Annotated in this window: 17 protein-coding genes; 7 read left to right on the top strand and 10 right to left on the bottom strand. The window is 58.5% G+C overall.

Annotated features, from left to right (window positions below):
• Window positions 1-3 precede the first annotated feature (3 nt).
• Both HRQ60_RS18380 and HRQ60_RS18375 read left to right on the top strand, forming a co-directional pair.
• Window positions 4-1083 carry a 3'-5' exonuclease gene (locus tag HRQ60_RS18380; protein ID WP_172198522.1) on the top strand — a complete coding sequence of 360 codons (1080 nt, stop codon included), beginning with the start codon at window positions 4-6 and terminating at the stop codon, window positions 1081-1083.
• The gene (locus HRQ60_RS18375) at window positions 1076-1327 is read left to right on the top strand and encodes a hypothetical protein (protein WP_172198521.1); all 252 of its coding nucleotides are present in this window, start codon (window positions 1076-1078) and stop codon (window positions 1325-1327) included. The genes HRQ60_RS18380 and HRQ60_RS18375 overlap by 8 nt, the downstream gene beginning before the upstream one ends.
• A 172-nt stretch (window positions 1328-1499) precedes the next feature.
• Here HRQ60_RS18375 and HRQ60_RS18370 read toward each other — a convergent pair whose 3' ends face one another.
• From HRQ60_RS18370 to HRQ60_RS18350, 5 genes are all read right to left on the bottom strand, one after another.
• Window positions 1500-2093: a P-loop nucleotide/nucleoside kinase family protein gene (locus HRQ60_RS18370; RefSeq protein ID WP_172198520.1), complete on the bottom strand. Its 594-nt coding sequence runs from the start codon at window positions 2091-2093 to the stop codon at window positions 1500-1502.
• Between the two features lie 126 nt (window positions 2094-2219).
• A complete protein-coding gene (locus HRQ60_RS18365) occupies window positions 2220-3044 on the bottom strand; it encodes a TatD family hydrolase (protein ID WP_172198519.1) in 825 nt (274 codons plus the stop codon).
• Entirely contained in the window at window positions 3041-3784 is a 744-nt protein-coding gene (locus HRQ60_RS18360) for an RNA 2'-phosphotransferase (RefSeq protein WP_172198518.1), read from the bottom strand. The genes HRQ60_RS18365 and HRQ60_RS18360 overlap by 4 nt, the downstream gene beginning before the upstream one ends.
• 164 nt (window positions 3785-3948) lie before the next feature.
• Complete coding sequence (locus HRQ60_RS18355; protein WP_172198517.1) at window positions 3949-5175, bottom strand: RtcB family protein; 1227 nt, start codon at window positions 5173-5175, stop codon at window positions 3949-3951.
• A 79-nt stretch (window positions 5176-5254) separates the two neighbouring features.
• Complete coding sequence (locus HRQ60_RS18350; protein ID WP_172198516.1) at window positions 5255-6784, bottom strand: TROVE domain-containing protein; 1530 nt, start codon at window positions 6782-6784, stop codon at window positions 5255-5257.
• Between the two features lie 636 nt (window positions 6785-7420).
• Between HRQ60_RS18350 and HRQ60_RS18345 the strand changes: the two genes are divergently transcribed.
• The 3 genes from HRQ60_RS18345 to HRQ60_RS18335 all read left to right on the top strand — a co-directional run bounded on the left by HRQ60_RS18345 (window position 7421) and on the right by HRQ60_RS18335 (window position 10356).
• The gene (locus HRQ60_RS18345) at window positions 7421-8086 is read left to right on the top strand and encodes an FAD-dependent monooxygenase (protein ID WP_172198513.1); all 666 of its coding nucleotides are present in this window, start codon (window positions 7421-7423) and stop codon (window positions 8084-8086) included.
• 106 nt (window positions 8087-8192) lie between these two features.
• Complete coding sequence (locus HRQ60_RS18340) at window positions 8193-9491, top strand: helix-turn-helix transcriptional regulator (RefSeq protein ID WP_172198510.1); 1299 nt, start codon at window positions 8193-8195, stop codon at window positions 9489-9491.
• Window positions 9475-10356 carry a WYL domain-containing protein gene (locus HRQ60_RS18335; protein WP_172198507.1) on the top strand — a complete coding sequence of 294 codons (882 nt, stop codon included), beginning with the start codon at window positions 9475-9477 and terminating at the stop codon, window positions 10354-10356. Before HRQ60_RS18340 ends, HRQ60_RS18335 begins: the two co-directional genes overlap by 17 nt.
• Before the next feature lie 91 nt (window positions 10357-10447).
• On the opposite strand, the gene HRQ60_RS18330 is transcribed toward HRQ60_RS18335, so the two are convergent.
• On the bottom strand, window positions 10448-11239 hold the full coding sequence (locus tag HRQ60_RS18330; protein WP_172198504.1) for a DUF3891 family protein: 792 nt from the start codon (window positions 11237-11239) through the stop codon (window positions 10448-10450).
• Between the two features lie 188 nt (window positions 11240-11427).
• Here HRQ60_RS18330 and HRQ60_RS18325 point away from each other — a divergent pair, with 188 nt between their 5' ends.
• Window positions 11428-12153: a hypothetical protein gene (locus tag HRQ60_RS18325; protein ID WP_172198501.1), complete on the top strand. Its 726-nt coding sequence runs from the start codon at window positions 11428-11430 to the stop codon at window positions 12151-12153.
• A gap of 178 nt (window positions 12154-12331) precedes the next feature.
• Window positions 12332-14767, top strand: a complete 2436-nt coding sequence (locus HRQ60_RS18320) for a glycoside hydrolase family 94 protein (protein ID WP_172198498.1) — start codon at window positions 12332-12334, stop codon at window positions 14765-14767.
• A gap of 385 nt (window positions 14768-15152) precedes the next feature.
• On the opposite strand, the gene HRQ60_RS18315 is transcribed toward HRQ60_RS18320, so the two are convergent.
• The 4 genes from HRQ60_RS18315 to HRQ60_RS18300 form a co-directional block, all read right to left on the bottom strand.
• Window positions 15153-15497, bottom strand: coding sequence for a hypothetical protein (locus tag HRQ60_RS18315; RefSeq protein WP_172198495.1), 345 nt, complete (start codon window positions 15495-15497; stop codon window positions 15153-15155).
• 20 nt (window positions 15498-15517) lie between these two features.
• Window positions 15518-16228 carry a pirin family protein gene (locus tag HRQ60_RS18310; protein WP_172198493.1) on the bottom strand — a complete coding sequence of 237 codons (711 nt, stop codon included), beginning with the start codon at window positions 16226-16228 and terminating at the stop codon, window positions 15518-15520.
• A 134-nt stretch (window positions 16229-16362) separates the two neighbouring features.
• Complete coding sequence (locus HRQ60_RS18305; protein ID WP_172198490.1) at window positions 16363-18399, bottom strand: beta-galactosidase; 2037 nt, start codon at window positions 18397-18399, stop codon at window positions 16363-16365.
• A gap of 176 nt (window positions 18400-18575) precedes the next feature.
• Window positions 18576-20396, bottom strand: a complete 1821-nt coding sequence (locus tag HRQ60_RS18300; protein ID WP_246281396.1) for a sensor domain-containing diguanylate cyclase — start codon at window positions 20394-20396, stop codon at window positions 18576-18578.
• Window positions 20397-20500 lie beyond the last annotated feature (104 nt).

The raw sequence follows: 20500 nt of genomic DNA, 5'->3' as shown, positions 1-20500 counted from the left end.
GTTATGGACTTTGTGGCCATCGACTTTGAAACGGCCAATGCCAAACGGGCAAGCGTCTGCGCGGTAGGTCTTGTCGAGGTGCGCGGCGGGCAAATTGTCGACGAATATTACACGCTCGTCAATCCGCACGACGACTTCGATTACTTCTGCATCGCGGTACACGGCATCACGCCGGACCAGGTCGTCAACTCGCCGTCTTTTGCCGATATTTGGCCCGAACTGCGGCGGCGGATCGAAGACCGCGTGCTGGTCGCGCACAACGCTTCGTTCGATATGAGCGTACTGCGGCGCAGCGCCGAGACGCACGGACTGGAACTGCCGCATATCCGCTACATGTGCTCGTGCCTGCTGGCCCGCAGAATCTGGCCGGATATGCCGAACCATAAACTGAATACGGTTACCCGCGAACTGGGCTTGAACGCATTCAAACATCACGACGCGCTGGAAGACGCGCGGGCGGCCGCCCGTATCTTTCTTCGCTGCTCGGAAGAAGGCGAAGCGTCGGACTGCGGGGGGCTGGCCGAGCGCTACGGCTACCGGCTGGGCCAGATGCTCGACAGCGGCGAGCATGTCACCTTTTCTTCGGACGCCAAAGGCGGACGGAGCCGAAAAGCAGCGGCTTCCGCCGCGCGGGGAACGGGAAGCGCAGCGGCCGCCGGGAAGACCGGCGGTTCCGCGGCCGGCAGCATCGCGCCCGGTCAGGCTGCGAAGAGCAAAGCCGCGCCTCCTGCGCCGAATCCGGCGGCCGACCGCGGCAATCCGCTCTACGGCAAGCGGATTGTGTTCTCGGGGCGCCTGAGCGGCATGAAACGCGAAGAAGCCCAGCGCACAGCCGCCGGACTGGGCGCGCTGTGCGCCGAATCGGTCGAATGGAAGACCGATTATGTGGTCGTCGGACGCAGCGACTATGCGAAATACGCCGCAGGCGGGTATATGAGCGGCAAGACGCAGTCGGCCGCGCGGCTTGCGGCGGGCGGCAGCGGCGTCCGGATCCTGTCGGAAGACGAATTTGCCGTCCGGCTGCGGGAAGCGGCGGAAGGCCAGGCGGCAGGCGGACGCAGCGGAGAACCTGCGGATGGATAAGCGGAAGCTCCAGCTGCGTCTGCAGCAGAAAATGATGTTCGATGTGCTGTTCGTCGCCTTGGCGATTGCCGCCATCTTCTACTTCGAATTGTATACGCTGCCCGGCATTCTGCTGCCTGTTCTGCTGGCTGCGCTGCGTGCCTACACTTTCGTGCTTCATATGCGGCATTTCCGCCGTTTGTCCAGGGATCTGAAGGACGAACAGCCGAAGAGCCGGCTGTACGACCGGGAAGAAGAACCGTAAGTTCCGCATGCAAGCCTGTCTATCGCGGATCATTCCGCGGCTGGACAGCGTCATACCCACCAAATACGATATAAGACTAACCAAAAACGAGGCCTCTCCCAGTGGAGAAGCCTCGTTTTTTTGGCAAGCTGCGCCCGGCCTATTGTTCCGGCGGCACGCAGATTTTTTTCGTCTAATCCCGTGTGCCGTACACAAAACGCTCGACCGCAAGCGTATTTTCTTCCAGCGTCGAAGCGGAGTTATCGAAATAGAGAACCGAATCGCCCGGCAGGTCCCACGCCACATCGGTCCGTTCCATGCGCTTCACGAACAGGTCCCAGTTCGCCAGCTTCCACTCGTCGGCTTTGTGTCCGCGTTCTTCGATACGCTTCTTGTACTGCGTCATATCGGCGAGATAGACGTACACGACTTTGACTTCGACGTCGTTGACGGTGGCGCCGATCTTCGCCAGTTCTTCGTGAATCCAGTTCGCATTCCGGATCTCGCTGGTGAACGGCCCTACCGCGAATACGTCGGCATTCAGCTCCAGATTCTCCCGCGCTACATCCATCGTCATTTCATAGCCCAGATCCCGGCACAATTCTTTGTAAGCCGCCGAATCGCGGTCGTCGGGATCGTGGCCCGCAATCCGCATGATCTTCTCGCTTGCCCGGCGGGACACGGTATCCATATCCAGGAAGACCGCATGATGCTTGTCAGTGATTCCTTTTGCCAGCGTGGTCTTGCCGCTCCCGGCGCCTCCTACGAAAAATACAAGTTTACGCATCCTTTCGATCTCCTTCGCATGCCTTGTTATCGGCCAGATTGGACTTGCGCTGTTGTCTTCCGCTTAATAACACTCATATTAACATATTCAATTCGAAATGTTCTATTCCGTCCTTCGATATTGCTCTTACAAGTTGAAAAAGTGTTCCGCCGTTTCCGTCGTCTCCCGCATGATCTCTTCCGTGCTCCGTCCAGTGCACTCAGCTACTGCCGCTGCGATATGCGGCAGGAAAGCCGGTTCGTTGCGGCCGTCCTTCGGCTTGGGACGCAGATCGCGCGGCGTCAGAAACGGCGCGTCCGTCTCGATCATCAGCCGGTTCGGCGGAATCAGCCGCACCAGTTCGCGCAGAGCTCCGCCGCGCCGCTCGTCGCAGATCCAGCCGGTGATGCCGATATGCAGCCCCATCTCCAGATACGTCCGCAGTTCTTCCTCGCTGCCCGTAAAACAGTGCACGACCGCCGGCAGATCCTTCGGCCGATGTTCGCGCAGCAGCTGCGCGAAGTCGGCGTGCGCGTCGCGCTCATGCAGAAACAGCGGCAGCGCAAGTTCCGCGGCCAGCGCGATCTGCTTCGCGAACCATTCCCGCTGCACCTCCCGCGGCGAGAAATCGCGGTTGTAGTCCAATCCGCATTCGCCGATCGCGACAACGGCGTCTCCCGCAGCCAGCTCGCGCAGGCTGCGCAGCGTGGATTCGCCGCAGCTCTTGGCGTCGTGCGGATGCACGCCGGCCGTCGCGTACAGCCGGCCGGGATAACGCGCCGCGTACTGCGCCGCCGCTTCGCTGCTGCGGACGCTTGTTCCGGTCAGAATCAGCCGCGTAACGCCGGCTTCGGCCGCGGTCTCGACGACCTGCTCGCGGTCGCTTCCGAACGACCGGTGCATCAGATTGATTCCGATATCGATCGTGCGGCGATCCGCGTTCGGATGCTTACTGCCCTCTGATGCCTTCATCGCCGATTCCCCCTTTGAACATCCGATTCCTCCGCGCCTTCTGCCGTCAGCACGTCCGCCGGCACACGTTCGGCCAGCCATACCCCGCTGCCGGCATCATAGAAGACGACGCCTGCCCGGGACGCGGCGGCCGTATCGATCCGCAGCATGGCCAGTTTGCCGCGCCGCCGCCCGGCCAGAGCGGCAAACTGCGTCTCCGCCGACAAATGGACGTACTCGCGTCCCATCGGCAGCAGCCCGTGTTCCTGGATCGAAGGCAGCGCCTGCAGATGCGTACCGTGATAGAGCGTCTCCGGCGGCGTACCCTGCGGATAGGTCAGTTTCCCGAAGCTGTGGCCGTAGCGCGCACGGATCCGCGGCGCGGCATCGCCTGCGTCAAAGCCTTCCCGCGCTTCTGCCTCCCGTGGCTGTCCAGCCTTTTCTTCGCCGGGCTTTTCCGCTCCGGCTGTCGCCGCAGCTCCCGCTTCCGCCAGATCCTGCGGCTCCAGAATTTCGAAGCGCTGTTTGTCCGAACGGCGGACCACGCCCCGGATCTCTTCTTCCGTGATCTGTTCGTAACCGGTTCTCAGACGCACGGCTGCCAGCAGTTCGGACAGTTCGCACGATCCGTCTTCCGGATCCAGCCGCAGTCCGAATTCTTCCGGCGCATGCCGCAGCATCATCGTCATCAGCTTGCTGATTTTCTTGTCGCGCTCCGCGGTAGGCGGCTTGGATGCGCGGTTCTTGTTCGATGGGTCCATCTTGGATTCTCCTCTTTTCCAGCAGTGTCTTATCGGCAGGTTCCTGCTCCCTATTCTACTTCATCTCCGGGCCGTCGGCCTGCCTGCTCTCTTGGAACCGTTGAGTTCCCCTTATTCTTCCATGCCCAAAAGCCCCGTTCGCAGGAACGGGACTCGGGGTATGTCTAATCCTTGTACGGATCGTACTCGTTCGCACCCGCCATCGCCACGCCGATCGGCTTGAGCGTGTGCAGCACCTCGATCGTCTCGGAGTGGGCGTCCAGCACTTCGCGCAGCTTGCGGTACACGAACGGACTCTCGTCCGTTCCGCCTCCGCGCAGCTCCACATCGAACTGCTTGACCGCGCTCATCATCCGCTCCTCCGTAATCTCGCCGCCGACGCGCACGCGCGTTTTCCAGTTCATTTTGCCCGCAGCCTGGGTTCGGCTCATGACGCGGCCCGCTCCGTGCACCGTACTATAAAAAGAATCCCGGTTCTCGGCCGTGTCTTTGCCTCGCACGATCACCGAAATATCCGCCATGCTGCCGCCGATAAAGCCAAGCTGCCCGGGAGCCGAAGGCGTCGCCCCTTTGCGCACGACGACGCAGTCTTTGCCTTCATGCCGCTCTTTCCAGGCAAAATTGTGATGGTTATGCACTTCGAAGTCGCTCGTCGCGCCCAAGATCCCGAGCACCTGGTCGATCACGTAATCGCGCCCCGCATACGCATAACGCCCGGCCAGCTTCATCGCGCGGTAGTATAGGTCGCCGTTCTCGCTGCTTAGATCGAGCAGCACCGGCGGCTGATCCATGCTCTCGCCCGGCGCTTTGCCCAGAAAGTCGCGGCCCGCCGCCAGATTCAGGAACCCGCTCGCCGTCTTGTGGCCGAAGCCCCGGCTGCCGAAATGGTTGCCGACCCACAGCCGGCCCGTCTCCGGTTCTTCGAACAGGTCGACGTAATGGTTGCCGCTGCCGACCGTTCCGAGCTGCTCGCGCGCGAGCTTCTTGAGCTTGTCATGCACATTCCCGCTAATCTGCCGATAGACCGACCAATCCGGATCGTCGAACAGCTCGTGATCCACCGGCTTGGCGTTGGAGCGTCCGACCCCGAATTCGATACGGCGCCCGATCTCGTCCATGATGGGCTTCATCTTCTTTTTTATGTCGGCTGCCATCAGGTTGGTCCGCACCGCTTTGTTGCCGCAGGCGATATCGTAGCCGACGCCGCTCGGCGAGATTTGTCCCTCGTACGCAACCACGCCGCCGATCGGCTGGCTGTAGCCTTTGTGATGGTCGGCCATCAGCAGCGTCTGCACGACCTCTCCGTGGTAGGCGCACGTCTGGGCCTGCTTGAGCGCACCTTCGTCCACTTTGCCCCATACCCGTACTTTTCCGATCGTTTCGTAACTCATGATGACGGCCTCCTTCTCCTGCAAACGGCCGCTCCGTATGCTCTGCACGGCTCGGTCCGTTATTCGCTTTTCTTCTATTTTACCCGCGTTGATCGATATGCTTGCTCTCTTCTCCCTGCATTCGGTCCAGTTCTATCCGGGATACATGCGCGCTCATCGAATCGAAACCCTGCGCCGCCGCCGAGATATAAGCCAGCACCTGATCGCTCCAGCCGTAAATATAATGCGTGTTCAGATCTTCCTTGGGCACCATCGCTCCGCGGTAAGGCGACAGATCGACCACGAACGCCCTTGCCTTGCGATTGATCTTGGCCCGGTAGCGCTGAAGCTCCGTATAAAAAGGACTGCCTTCGTTCTGCTGTTCATCCGTGATGATGATGATCTGGTCGACGTTCTCCTGCAGCTCGGCCAGACGCCGCATCGGCGCTCCGGTATCCGTGCCTCCACGGGCCCGAATCCGCGACGCCTGGAGCATAATGGATGCGTTTCGCGAAGGCTGCGGATCGTGCACCTCATGATCGAAAGTCAGAAAAACGGAATTCCCACCGGTCTTTTTGTACAGCGCCAGCGCAAATACGGAACCCGTCCGCAGATACTCGCCGTCCATCGAACCCGAAATATCGAGCAGGATCGCCGTACGGCCCGGCAGCTTCGGCAAACTTTGAAAAGTCAGATCGACGGCCTGGGCCAGCGCTTCCTTGACGACCGGATGCTTGACCTGGCCGTAGGCGGTCGCAAAACGCAGCGGCAGAATCTTCGATTTGCGCAGCGCCTCGGCGTCGTTCAACCGTTCGACTACGTAACGCAGATGCTGGGGATGCTCCAGCAGCCCTTCGCGGTCCAGCATGTTCAGATGGCGCAGCAGCGCAAATGTCGGCATCTGATACAGCAGCGCTTCCCAGATCTTTTTGTTCGCCGTGACCGCGCCCGTCACCGTCTCGTAGGGCAGCTTGCCTTCACGGATCAGACGGATGCGTTCTTTGTCTTTGCCCGCTTTCTTGAGCTGCTGGACGGCCGCGATCTGCGGCAGGTCCGCAAGCGTCGTCTCGTGTCCCCGCAGATAACGGAACAGGGCCTGCTGGCGCTCGTCGGCCGGAATCGGATGCGCCGTCGCGATCGCATCGCCGAGGTTGTATCCCCGGCCCCGGCCGCCGTATTTGATCGCCCAGTATTCCGAGGTCTGCCGCAGGAACAGCGCGACCTGGCGTTTGACCGCCCGGCCTCCCTGGCCGCGGCCCATGCCTTTGAGAATCGTCAGAAAATCCATCAGATCCGGCGGGATCAGAATCACGTGCTTGAACACCTGGACGAACAGATCGGGACGCGCTTTGGACAGCACCGCCAAGCCGTAGATCGGCTGCAGCCGCATAAAGCCTTTTTGACGGGCGAATCCAAGCGCTTTGGCCATAAATTCCGGATTCAGTTCGATCATGGCTTCGTGCGTTTCCGCCGCCTGCGTCAGCAGATCGTGGGCATCGGCATAGAACGTATGGCCAAGCGTGTTGGTCAGCAGCATCTGCAGATATTCGTCTTCGACACTGCGGTGATGGGCCCGGTATCCTTCCGTATTATAAAGGGATTCGGTAAACCGTTGAACGGCGCGGCTCATGGGAGTTCCTCCTTGTTTGTAGGGATGCGGTGCCGCTTGCACGCCGACCGTCCAGTCCTTTGACCGGAGAATCGCAGTTGGACTTCCTGCGTCCAAGCGGTACTTCTATGAAGCTGTCGAATACGGCATGTCGGATACTTACGACAAGCTGGCACGATAAGCCGGCGAAGAAAAAACGGAGAAGGCGATGGCGGGGCTCGAACCCGCCCGCTGCCGTTTTTTTACCGAGGTTGTCGAAGGATCCCTCTCCCGCGCCTCGCCGGCGATTCGTGTCCAGGTCTTGCAAGCATGTCCGAGGAAAAGGAGGAAAGGTAAGTTTGCCGCTCTATCCCCTGAGCTATTCCGCCGCGTGATGACGGAAGCCGGATTCGAACCGGCGCCTGCACGATTAGAAGTCGAAGTAACCCTTCCAAGCGCCTCGGACGATCCGGGACTGCGGCGAATGCCGTCGTCCCTGGCCTGCGTTTATCTTCGCGTGGGGAGCGAAACGGGAACAGGGCGCAAGTATGACGATCATAGAATCGTCTATTAGACTTCGCGCCCCAAACCGGGTAATCCATTGTCAACCCCTAAAGGTAAGGTTACGCTCCCTCTTCCCCCTTCATACAAGTTGTACAAAGGAAGCTCAATCGATCCATGCCGACATCCGATCCCGAAGTCTTGATCTGCGGAGCCGGCCCGACAGGGCTGGTATTGGCGCTCTGGCTGACGAAGCAGCAGATCCGCGTACGCATTGTCGACAAAAGAACCGAACCCGGCATCACTTCGCGCGCGCTTGCCGTGCAGGCCCGCACGCTCGAACTCTACCGTCAGCTTGATCTGGTCGAAGCGGCGCTCAAGCACGGATATGCTGCGCCGGGATTCAACTTCCGGGCCAACGGCAGGCGCCGCGGGCATATTGCGTTCAAGGGCCGCCACGAACGTCTGCTGGCCGACCGCCTCGCGGAGCTTGGCGTGGCGGTCGAATATACGACCGAACTTGCCGGGTTCGAGCAGGACGGTGCCGGTGTTCGTGCAGTTCTGCGGAATGCCGAAGGCATCGAGCATACCTGCTCCGCGAAGTACCTCGCCGGCTGCGACGGTGGCGCGAAGTATATCAGGCGATACCCCGATCGCCATGCTCCCGCCAAGGCGCGAAGTATACCAGGCGATATCCCGATCGCCATGCTCCCGCCAAGGCGCGAAGTATGCCAGGCGATATCCCGATCGCCATGCTCCCGCCAAGGCGCGAAGTATGCCAGGCGATACCGCGATCGCCATACTTCCGCCCTGTCCGTCCGCTCTCTTTTCCGCTTAAAATGAGTCTACGAGAGAACCTTCGGTTTTTTACATACATGCTCCGATTCCTTTACAATGAAAACAGACAAACGGATCCCGATCATCGGAGCGAGAAAGCGAGGAACGTCCCATGGCCAAAGAAAGTTTCGACAAAGAAATCCAGTTCCTGCGCCTGCTGGCGCTGAGCGGAGGCGGGTACGACCGGCAGCAGTTCGCGGGACGTCTGGGCATTTCCGTACATACTTTCGACAAGACGGTGCGCCGCCTGCGCGAGATCAGCGGGGACGCGGACTTTGCGGATCTGTTCCGCTACGGATATGCCGACTCGGCCGAGCCGGTGCTGCTGTTCCTATACCGTGCCAAGTCGATGAAGGAATCCGAGAGCCGCCGCCTGCCGCTCCTGCTGACGGCGCTCAGAGGCCAGCCGCAGACCGCGGCCGAACTGCTCGACGCCTGCTGCGAGCAGCTTCCGGTCGACGCGGCCATGCCGGATGAGAAAACGATCCGCTCCGATCTGCGCTATCTCGAAGAGATCGGCGTCGTGCGGCGCGAGCCGGGCGGCCGGCCTTATCGCTACATCCTCAACAACGAACTGACCGACTGCCTGTCGCCAAAAGAACTGATCGACCTGTACGAATTCGTCGATATCATGGCGAACACGCAGATCCCGTCGGTTCAGGGTTATCTGCTACGCGACAACCTGAAAAAAGCGCTCAAGTCCGTGGTGCCTGCGGAAGAATGGGACGATGGACTGCTGGAGCCTTTTTCGTACAAATATCATTATGACGCGCGGATTCTGGACGAAGCCCATCTGTATACGCTGCTGCGGATGATCCATCTGCGCCGTCGTATCTCGTTCCAGTATTTTTCGCCCAAAAACCGCAAAAGCTACGCCGCCAAAGACACCAACCCTCTGTTCGGCCGCGAAACCGAAGTCCGGCGCGAGAGCACCCTGCCGCTCAAAGTCGTCTACGACCACCAATACGGCAGATGGTATCTGATCGGCGCGGCCTCCAAAGGGCGGGTCGTCAAGTTCCGTATGGAAGGCATGATCGAGATCGAAGAAGAACAGGAAGTGCCGGAAGCCTACTTCGCGCTCAAAAAAGCCAATCTCGACGAACGCCTGCGCCGCAGTTGGCTGATCGATACCGGCGAACCCGTCACCGTGCGTGCGAGATTCTACCGGCCGGGCCGCGAACAGGCGGACTTTATCGAAGAACGCGTGCGCATGCAGGGCCAATGGGGACAGATCGTGGAAGCCGACGAGAATTCGTTCGTATACGAGATCGAAGTCAACGGCGTCACCGAGATCCGTCCGTGGCTGCGGGGATTCGGCTCAAGCTGCGAAGTGCTGGAACCGGCGGAACTCAGACAGTCGTTTATCGACGAATGGAAGGAGATCGAGGCCTACTATGACGCATCCGTTTGAGAAAATCTTCAGCTATCAGCTGTCGTCCCGGCTCGAGGAAACAGGCGTCTACACGCTCACGTCGCAGGAACGGTCCTGGCTCAAATCGATGCTGGATCATCCGGCGGCGTCCGAAGCGCTGGAAGAACGTACGATTGCCAAACTGCAGGAATGCACGCTGGATGACGAAATGCCGGATCTGCTGGACGGACTCGAGGAAAAAGCGGGCAACGCCGAAACGCAGACCGTGCATCCCCTGCTGGCTCCGATCCGCCGTATCCTGCGTAATCGGCAGGGCATGACCATTCAGTGCATGACCAAAAAAGGCAAGCTCAATCCGTCCCAACCCGGCCTGCCTTGCAAGCTGGAGTATTCGATGGTCAAGCGCGAATGGTATCTGCTCTGGTACAATTCCGCTACCCGCTCGCCCATGAACACGCGGCTGTGCCATATCGTCTCGGTCGAAGAAGCCCGGATGTCCCGAGGCCGCTACGAAGAGATGTCCGCGCGTGCGGCAGGGCTGCTCGAAGCCCCGCGCCACGAAGCAAGCGTGGAAGTCATCAAGATGTTCAACGGGGAATTGACGCGGATTCTGCACGCTTTCTCCTGCTTCGACAAGCGCGTCGAGTTCGACGAAAGCGACCAGATCTACCGGATACACCTCAGCTTCACGGGCAGCGAGAGCCAGTACGTCCTGACCAAACTGCGTTTTCTCGGCAAAAGGGTCCGCGTGATCGAAGGCGATTACCTGAAATGGCGGATGCGGGAAACGGCGAGGAAGGCGCTGGCGCTGTACGGGATAGAGAAAGAGTCGGCGCAAGTCGACGAAACCGATAGGAAGACGCAGGCGTCCTTGCCGGCCGCGGGCGGGAATCTTACGGTATGAAATCGGTATAAAAAAGGACGATCCCACGCCGGTTAAGAGGCGGGATCGTCCTTTTGCTTTTGAAAAAATGAAAACACGCGAGCTACAGTCGTTACACGAACCGAATCTCCCGCTCGCTCCACGCCGCTTCTTCGTATGCCTGCGCGATCCCGACTTCGCGGATACGCGCTTTCGGCACATGCTTCTCGCGCAGCTTGGCGCTGAACGGGCCGTCGAACGGCGAAGGCTCGGACTTGACCGTGGACTCATCCTGCCAGTTCAGCTGAAGCAGCCCGCCGCCGCCGAACGGTTCGGAGCCCGGCACGCCGTCTTTGAACCACGGATGCTCGTCTTCCTTAGCGATGCCCGGCGCGTTCAGGCAGACATAGAGCGAGATGCCGTCGCAGGTCTGCAGGATCTGGCGGTGCAGCAGCAGCGTCTCCTGCTGCACGCCGCTGTATTTGGCGCTGAGCCGCTGCTGCCGTTCTTCTTCATGGTGCACGAACGCCAGGCAGTCTTCCCGTTCCGACGTCTGGATATCCTCGAACACGCTGTAGTACATACTGCTCAGCAGCGCGGCGTACGGATGTTTCTCTTCCAGTTCGTCGACGCCCATCCGGTAAAAGACGATCTTGGGCAGCATCGGATATTCGTTGAACGAACACGGCGCGTGCAGGTGATCGTCCCAGACTGGCGTATCGTCGGGACGAATCCAGCCCCGGTCGTGTTCCGTCACGCCAAGCACGATCGCCTCCTTGGTCACTTCCGGCATGTCCGGCGATTCTTCCACCCGTTCCATCATATAGAAGCGGTCCGCAAAGCGGGCGGCGGCTTCCCCCGACAACTCCGCGTGGTCGTGCTGCTGGACAAGTACGAATGCTTCTTCGGTTTCGCGTATAACCATGGCTAAATCCCCCATTCTTTTATGTACGGCAGACCGATCGGATACGGGTCCGGTGCCGCTGTTCTTTTTTGTGGCTGCAGCTTTTATTACCCGAATCGCCGTTTAAATATAACTTTGGGTGTCGACGAAACGTTTAACCCAGGAAGGGTCTTTTGGGCCCTATCCTGTGGAAAAAGGAGGCGATAGCCATGTACAACCCGACCGCAGACGACTATGCCCCGGGCAAACCTCCATGGATTCGCAGCAAAAAGCGTTTCCGGCTGGCGATGATGATGACCGCGATTCTTACGGTTCTGAACATCCGCTATCCGGGCATACGCCCGCTGTACGAAGAAGGATTGTTGGCGATCCGGGTGCCGATTTCCATTCCTCTTCCCGGCGGCGGACAGCTTATGTACACCGGCTTGCTCTTTCTGGGACTTGCACTCTGGACGCTGTTCCTGATCTGGGATTCGCTTAACCGTCACCGCATTCTGTTCGGCTTGGCGCTGCTGTGGCTGCTCCCGATGGCGGGCAGTGCCGCGCTTGCCGGCGTACAGATGGTCATTCCTGCGAGCGTCTACACGGTGAATGTCGATCAGGACCAGACAAACTGTACGTATGTGCTGGGCGACGGCAAAATGACCGGTCAATGCTCGGTTATCGTGACCAACCGCGGCAATCGCGAGATCACGGTCCGGCAGACGGGCAGTATCGCCTACGGCAGTGCCGAGGGAAGCGAAGATCTGTTCTTCTCTCTCGGCTCCTATACGCTCGGACCGCGTCAGACGCTGCAGTCTTCGCCGGACTTCAGCGTGCCGCTGCCTAATCCTGCCGACCGGCAGATCACGGGCAGCGGCCATGCCTCCCTGTCGGCCGACGGCTTTAAACTTGAAATGAACGACGGCAACCGGATTCGAGTCTGGGGAGAGTAAAAGCTGCGGTCATCCTTGCGGATGAACCGCGGCTTTTTTGATCTTTTCCCTATTTTACGAAAACGATTTCTGAACATTTCGGGTCATTTTACGCTATCCCATTGTAAACCGCTTACATCCCTATTATACTCGAGTTTTTTACGACCATACGAGGGTTTATTTGAGAGGAGTTCGAACAATGAAATTCGGTTACTTCGACGATGCCAGCAAAGAGTACGTCATTCAAACGCCCAAAACGCCTTATCCGTGGATCAACTATCTGGGGAACGAGCAGTTCTTCGGTCTGATCTCGAACACGGCGGGCGGCTACTCGTTCTATCGCGACGCCAGATTGAGAAGATTGACCCGCTACCGGTACAACAATGTTCCACTCGACAACGGCGGACGCTACTTCTACGTGCATGACGAAGGTGATTACTGGACACCGGGCTGGATGCCGGTCAAGCGCGATCTCGACTTCTACGAATGCCGCCACGGCCTCGGCTATACGTCGATCACCGGCGAGCGTAACGGCCTTCGAGTCAATCAACTGGCCTTTGTCCCCCTGGGATTCAACGCCGAGGTCTATCGCGTCAAAGTCAGCAACACCAGCGATTCACCGAAAAGGTTTTCGATTTTCTCTTATCTGGAATTCTGCTTGTGGAACGCGCACGACGACATGACTAACTTCCAGCGGAACTTAAGCATCGGCGAAGTCGAAATCGAAGATTCCGTCATTTATCACAAAACCGAATACCGCGAGCGCCGCAACCATTACGCCTACTACTCCGTTAATCGCAAGATCGACGGTTTCGACACCGACCGCGACAGCTTCCTCGGCGCGTTCAACGGACTCGATACGCCGCAGGTCGCCTCGCAGGGCAAGTCCGGCAACTCCGTCGCCAGCGGCTGGTCTCCAATCGCTTCGCACGGGATCGATCTGGAACTGGCTCCGGGCGAAGAACAATCCCTGATCTTCATGCTCGGCTATGTCGAGAACCCGCAGGAAGAGAAATGGGAAAGTCTGAACGTCATCAACAAGAAACCGGCCAAAGCCATGATCGAAGCGTTCGCGACGGATGCCCAGGTGGATACGGCGCTGGCCGACCTGGCCGCTTATTGGGACGGTCTGCTCGGCAAATATTCGATCCAAAGCAGCGACGAGAAACTCAGCCGGATGGTCAATATCTGGAATCCGTATCAGTGCATGGTCACGTTCAATATGTCGAGATCGGCTTCCTATTTCGAATCCGGCATCGGCCGCGGCATGGGCTTCCGCGACTCCAATCAGGATCTGCTCGGCTTCGTGCACCAGATTCCGGACCGCGCCCGCGAACGGATTATCGATATCGCGTCTACCCAGTTCGACGACGGCGGCGCGTATCACCAGTATCAACCGCTCACCAAGCAGGGCAACAACGAAGTCGGCAGCGGCTTCAACGACGATCCGCTCTGGCTGATTACGGGCACGGCGGCCTATATCAAAGAAACGGGCGATTACGGCATTTTGGACGAAGATGTACCGTTCGACAGCGGACGCCAGGGCAGCGCGACGCTGTTCGAGCATCTCAAGCGTTCCTTCGACCACGTAACGAACAACCTCGGTCCGCACGGCCTGCCGCTGATCGGCCGCGCCGACTGGAACGACTGCCTCAACCTGAACTGCTTCTCGAACGAACCGGGCGAATCGTTCCAGACAACGACCAACCTGGACGGCAAAACGGCGGAATCCGTCTTTATCGCCGGACTGTTTGTCTTCGCGGGACCGGATTACGCGGAACTGGCCCGCCGACGCGGACTGGAAGAGGAAGCGTCCCGTGCCGAACGCGAAGTCGAGAACATGCGCAGGATTACGATCGAACACGGCTTCGACGGCGACTGGTTCCTGCGCGCCTACGATTACCACGGCGAGAAGATCGGCAGCCATGAGAACGAAGAAGGCCAGATCTTTATCGAACCGCAGGGCTTCTGCGTCATGGCCGGAATCGGTGTCGAAGAAGGCCTGGCCGAGAAGGCGCTCAATTCCGTCCGCGACCGTCTGGAGACGGATTACGGCATCATGCTCCAACAGCCGGCTTACTCGAAGTATTATCTGAACCTCGGCGAGATCTCGACCTATCCGCCGGGCTACAAAGAAAACGCGGGCATCTTCTGTCACAACAACCCATGGGTCACGATCGCCGAGACAGTGATCGGACGCGGCGACCGCGCCTTCGAGACGTACGCCAAGATCGCGCCGGCTTATCTGGAAGACATCAGCGAAGTGCACCGCATGGAACCTTACGTCTACTCCCAGATGATCGCAGGGCGTGACGCGGTTCGCGAAGGCGAAGCGAAGAATTCCTGGCTGACCGGTACGGCGGCCTGGAACTACGTGGCGATCACGCAGGCGATCCTCGGCATTCATCCGGATTACGACGGTCTGCGTATCGACCCTTGTATTCCTCAAGCCTGGGACGGATACAGCATCACCCGCTCGTTCCGCGGCGCGGAATACAAGATTGCGATCCAGAACCCGAGCCATGTATCCAAAGGCGTCAAGTCCGTCACCGTGGACGGCAAACCGATCGAAGGCTCTGTACTGCCGGTCTTCGAAGCGGGCACGAGTCACGAAGTCACGGTGGAATTGGGTTAAATCTCGAACCGCCTATAGACGTGAACCAAAAGCCGTTCCTTTCGGGGAATGGCTCAGGCTGTCGAGAAAGTCCTATTCGTTGTAGAAGCTCGTCGGCTGCGGGAGAAATTCGTTAGTAGATGCTTACGATGTGCCTTTCTTTGAAAGGCTTTAGGTCGCGTGTTGAAATCGGGAAAAACGATCAAATTTCAATGGAATTTTCCCGATTTCAAAGGCGAACTATAGCATAAGCTTCCGAAGTGCATTTCTTCGAAATGCTTTAGCTCCTACACTGAATTTCTCTCTTCGCCTCCTCGCTTCACTCGGAAGCAGACCTTTCTCGACACGTTGAGGAGCTTCCCATGGGGAAGCTCCTCTTCAGTATGCCCGGAAATATGCCGGTGCATTACGCCCAATATTCGTCGGGTTTGTACGTGATTTCGGCACCGGTACGGATGGTCAGCGTGGAAGTCGCTTCGTTATAAACGACGTCGTGCTCGCCCACATAGAACCAATGCTTGACGGGCGGCTGGCCCGGCGGCTCTTCGAAATGGAACACGTTCAGCTCGCGCTGCACACTGCGGATATCCTCGGCCGCCCAGGGTGAAATGCCCCGGATCTCCAGCACGGCGGCCCCGTTTTCTTCGAGGCGTTCCAGCGTATACGTCACATCATCGACGCCGCTGTTCACAAACATTCGCCCCGTTACCGCATGTTTGACAAGAATACGGTCGTGATCCTGCATAGTCATGTTCGCTTCCTCCTTTTCGCTTACGGCAGATCCACCAGCATATAGAAGACCGGGCTCGATCCGCTCAGCGACAGCTCGGGCATTTCCGTGATGCGCGCCGTGTCGCGGCGTCCCAACGCGGAAGTGCCGCCTTCGCCGGTCACGGTCAGCTCGCCTTCGATCACGAACAGAAAGACGCGGCGTCCCGGCGCCTGCCGGAAATCGATCTGCTGCCCTTGTTCCAGCCGGCTCAAATAGATCGTCATATCCTGCCCCAGATCGGTGACGCCTTCAATGCCCTGGCCGGAAGCGATCGGGATCAGCGCGCCGTCAAGAGCGGCCGTATCGAATTCGCCCGTTGTATAAGACGGCTGTTTGCCGCGCTCGGTCGGTTCGAACCAGAGCTGAAGGATATGCACGTCTTCGTGGTCGGACGGGTTATGCTCGGTATGGATCACGCCGGTTCCGGCGCTCATACGCTGTACGCCGCCGAAGCCGGTCACCGCAACGCTGCCGAGACTGTCTTCGTGGCGAAGCCGGCCCGACAGGATGATCGAGATAATCTCCATATCGCTGTGGGGATGCGCACCGAACCCTTTGCCCGGCGCGATAATATCGTCGTTGCAGACCCGCATGGGACCGAATTTGACGTTCTCGGGATCGTAATATTCGCCAAAAGAAAAGCTGTGGCCGCCTTTGAGCCAGCCTTTATCGTATTCGAAACGCGAACTGGCCGGATAAGTCTGAATCATATCGGTTTCTAACCCCTTTCGTTCTCGAAAATGAAAACGGATCGATAAAGTGTCCTGCTTCTCTATTATTACTTTTAATTCGAGATTTTCAAGAGGAAAATAAAAATAAAGTTAGAAACTTTAATAAAAATAGCTCACGCCCGGAAAATCTCGACCCCGTAAGGCTCCAGCTCGATTTCGCCGGCCGGGTTTGTTCCATTCAGCAGTCCTTCTCCGTATGCCGCCTCGGCATAAGAGCCGCCCAGCCGAACGCGCCGCGGTTCACGGCCAAGATTCAGAACGAACAGATAGGCTCCGCTCTCCCCGCTGCGTACCGAGACCTGTACGCCTGCCGGAAGCCCTTCGATATGCCCGATCCCCCGCTCACGGGAGATCTGCAGAAGCAGCGAACGCAAATAAGGTTCTTCGGGATGCGTACCCAGATAGTAGGTCTCTCCGCGGCCGAACCGATGCCGGGTCACCGCCGCTTCTCCGGCAAACCAGACATGGCCTCCGTAGCGCGCAAGCACTTCCGTGCGTCCGCTTGGTTCCAGGTCGAGGATGTCCGCCCATTGGCTGCAGGCGAACTGCTCTCCGTCTTCCGTATCGAGCCGGACAATATCGCTGCCCAGCGGATCGTATTCGCGTACCTTCACGCCGGCACAGTCCGAGAGCAGCCCCGGCAGAGGCTGCATCACGCATACGCTGCGCATATTCTTGACGCCGGTCCGCGCCGTCAGCAGCAGCGTGCCTCCGTCGGCAGCGAAGCGCGACAGACGTTCCGCCGCTTCGTCGTCCAGCAGATACAGATGCGGAGCGATAACCACCCGGTAGCCGTCCAGCGGTTGACGCCAATCGATCACGTCGCACACGATCCCAAGTTTGGTCAGTGCCCGGTGATATTCCTTGATATTTTCGTAGTAATCGAAGTTGTCGGTCTGCTTTTGAATCCGAAGCGCTTCAAGCTGCTCATGCGACATCAGAATCGCCACCTGCGCGTCTACCGAAGTGCCTTCGAGCATCGGGGCCAGCCTCTCGACTTCGGCACTCATCCCGGCGAATTCGGCGAGACGACGCCCCGGCACGTTGCTGTGGTCGATCAGACCGTGCCAGAACTGCTCCGCCCCGATCGGAGCGCTGCGCCAGCGGAAATGAACGACCGTATCCGCGCCGCGCGCAATCGCCTGCCAGGCATAAGCCCGGATATAGCCGGGCTGGGGCATACGCCACATCGGCATCCAGGCTCCCGGCGAGCCGCTGAGCTGTTCCATGATCCAGAAGTTTTGGCGTTTCACCCCGCGGGTCACGTCAAGCGAAAGCGCACCGCTGTACGGAGATGTGGCGGCTTTGCCCGGCGACGTATTCGGATAATAGTCGAAAGAAGCGAAATCCAGTTCGGCGCCGACTTGATACAGATCCATGCGCTGCGGGTAGCTGTGGAAATTGTGCGTAATGAAATGTTCCGGGCAGTACTTGCGAATCGCCGCAATCTGCCCCGCCTGGAAATCGGCGATCGTGTCCCATTGGAAACGGGCAAAATCGAGCAGGAACGACGGATTCTGATACGGCGATCCGCCGAGCGGCGGCGTAACTTCGCTCCAATCGGAATACTCGCCGCTCCAGACGACCGTTCCCCATTCCCGGTTCAGCTGGTCGAGCGTTCCGTATTTCCGGTACACCCAGTCGCGGAAATCTTCCGCCGCCTGGGCACTCTGGCTGTCCAGCATGCCGAATTCGTTATCCGTCTGCCAGCCGATGACGGCCGGATGCGACGCATAGCGCTCCGCCAGCCGTTCGATCACCCGCTCGCCGAATGTGCGCAGCGAGCGGCTGTTGAAGCAGCGGTGTCCGCGAACGCCGGGCTGGTAGACGGCTCCGCTGGACATGATCGGCAGTACGTCCGGGTACTTGTCCGTCAGCCATCTTGGAGGCGTATGCGTCGGCGTACCGATGACCACATCGATTCCGTGCCGACCGAACAGATCGATCGCCCGGTCAAGCCATCCGAAATCGAATTCCCCTTCCCGGGGTTCCATCCGGCTCCAGGCGAATTCGCCGACCCGGATCACTCTTACGCCCGATTTGCGCATCAAGGCAGCGTCTTCTTCCCACATGGATTCCTCCCAATGCTCGGGATAATAATCGACCCCCAAACGAATCTGTCGGTAGTTCTGGATGCGGCTTTCTGTCATCTTGTTGTCCCCTCTCCTGTTGGCTTCGTGCCTTAAACATTCGAGCTCCGCTTTTTAATCCCTGCCCTTTCGCAAACGTTTTCTCCAAACTGCAAAAAGACAGCCCGATTGGATCGGACTGCCAGACGGTCGAGAAACTCTTATTCGTTATAGAGGCTCAGCGGCTGCGGGAGAAATCAGACAAGCTCTCCGCCGGGTTCCTCCCGGTAAGCGCAGACGCGGTTGCGACCGGTTTCCTTGGCTTGATACAGCGCCCGGTCGGCGGCTTCGATCAGCTGCTGGCGGTCGAACCCGTCGGTCCATTCCGCGACTCCGAAGCTTGCGGTGATCTTGTATTTGCGCGACGGGGATTCCGACTCCAGCCGTCTGCGGATCCGTTCGGCGGCAGCCTCCGCTTCTTCCAGCCGGGTATGCGGCAGCAGAACGGCGAATTCCTCCCCGCCAAAACGAACCGGGACATCGCCGGGTCTCACGCAGGTTTCCAGCAGCTGCGCCAGGTATTTCAACACCAGATCTCCTTCCTGATGTCCCCAGTTATCGTTGAAGAGCTTGAACCGGTCGACATCCAGCAGGATCAGACTGAATGCGTAATCCGGTCCTTTCTGTCCGCGCTCGACGTCAAAAGTGTCCATGCAGGCTTCGAAATATCTGCGATTCCACAGTCCGGTCAGCCCGTCGTGCAGCGCCATATCCTGAATCCGCGTCGTTTCTTTCGCATTTTCGAGCGCGGTCACGATCATGGGCGAAAGCTGTTCCAGCCGTTCCTTTTGTTGAACGGAGAAAGCGTGGGGCTCTTTGGAGAGCAGATTCAGCACGCCGAAGACCCGGGCTTCCTTTTTCAGAATAATATGCAGCGATGAACGGATACCGTTCTCGTACAGTCCGTCGGTAATCGAGCCTTTCGCCCGGTATTTCGACCAGTCTTCATGCAGGATCGAGAACCCGCCCCGGAGCAGCTGGTACATATCGCCTTCTTCCCCGCCGAGCGGAATATCCCGGTAATCCAGTTGGCTGTTTTCGAAAACCGCCTTGATCGCGAATCCCCTGTCTCCGCTGCGAATAATGATGGAGAGCCGATCGCAGGAAACCAGAGCCCCGATCGACTGCAGCGTAACCCGGTAAGACTCTTCCACGCTGCGCGCCTGATTCAGCACATTGATCATCTGATAGGTTTCGTCGAGCGTACGTTTCTCTTTCTCCATTTCTTCGTGCATCAGCCGGAAGTTCTCGATCAACCGCCCGATCTCGTTGGCTTCTCCGTAAGCCGGAAGAGTCGCCTGGATATTGCCGCCTTTGTACGAAGCGACGGCTTGATCGAGTTCGATAATCGGCTTGGCGATCCGCGTCAGGCCTTTTTGCAGATAGTAGAGCATAAAAGACTGGACCGCTACAAAAATCGTTCCCATAATCGCGAACAGATAATAGAGGTTATGCAGCATATCCGTTCGGCGTTTATCCCGAAGCTGTTCCACGAAAGCCAGCAGTTCGGCCTCCAGGCTGCGGAAAGAATCAAACCGGCTTCGGCTGGCTTCCAGGTCCGTGTTCGTAACCGTACCCCCGACCATGACTTTTCTCACCTGGGGGTCTCCATATTCCTTTTTCCAGCTTCGACCGATTTCGATCAGCCGAGCCTTATTCTGCTTGAAATCGGCGGATTCGCTGACATGTTCCGCTCTGCCAAGCAAGGTGGCCGCTGTTCGTTCGTACAGCTGCGCCCCCTGATCGAACGGTTCCAGAAATTCTTCTTTGCCCGACAGCAAAAAGCCGCGCTGGCCCGTTTCCTGATCGACCAGGGCATTCTCCAGGGTAAGCAGCTGGATGCGCAGATCGGCCGCCTGCCGAACCTGCTGATAGTCGGCTTGAACCGAATAAGCCATGTACATGAAGCTGATCGTCACATTAAGTACGAAGACGACCATAAACCAGATATTCGCTTTGATGAGATTGGAACCCACAAACTTTTTCCCCTGAAACAATTCCCCCAGCATCTTGTTCATTCCGACTGCTCCTTGTACGCTTGTTATCCTTATTATCTGCTAGGAAAGAAGGAATTATTAGCGAAAACAAAAAAACGCCGGATCGAAATCCGGCGTTTCTTGAA

Source organism: Saccharibacillus qingshengii (assembly GCF_013185195.1).
Lineage (GTDB): Bacteria > Bacillota > Bacilli > Paenibacillales > Paenibacillaceae > Saccharibacillus > Saccharibacillus qingshengii.
The sequence above is the reverse complement of the archived record's forward strand: the minus strand, read 5'-3'. Positions and strand labels throughout refer to the sequence as shown.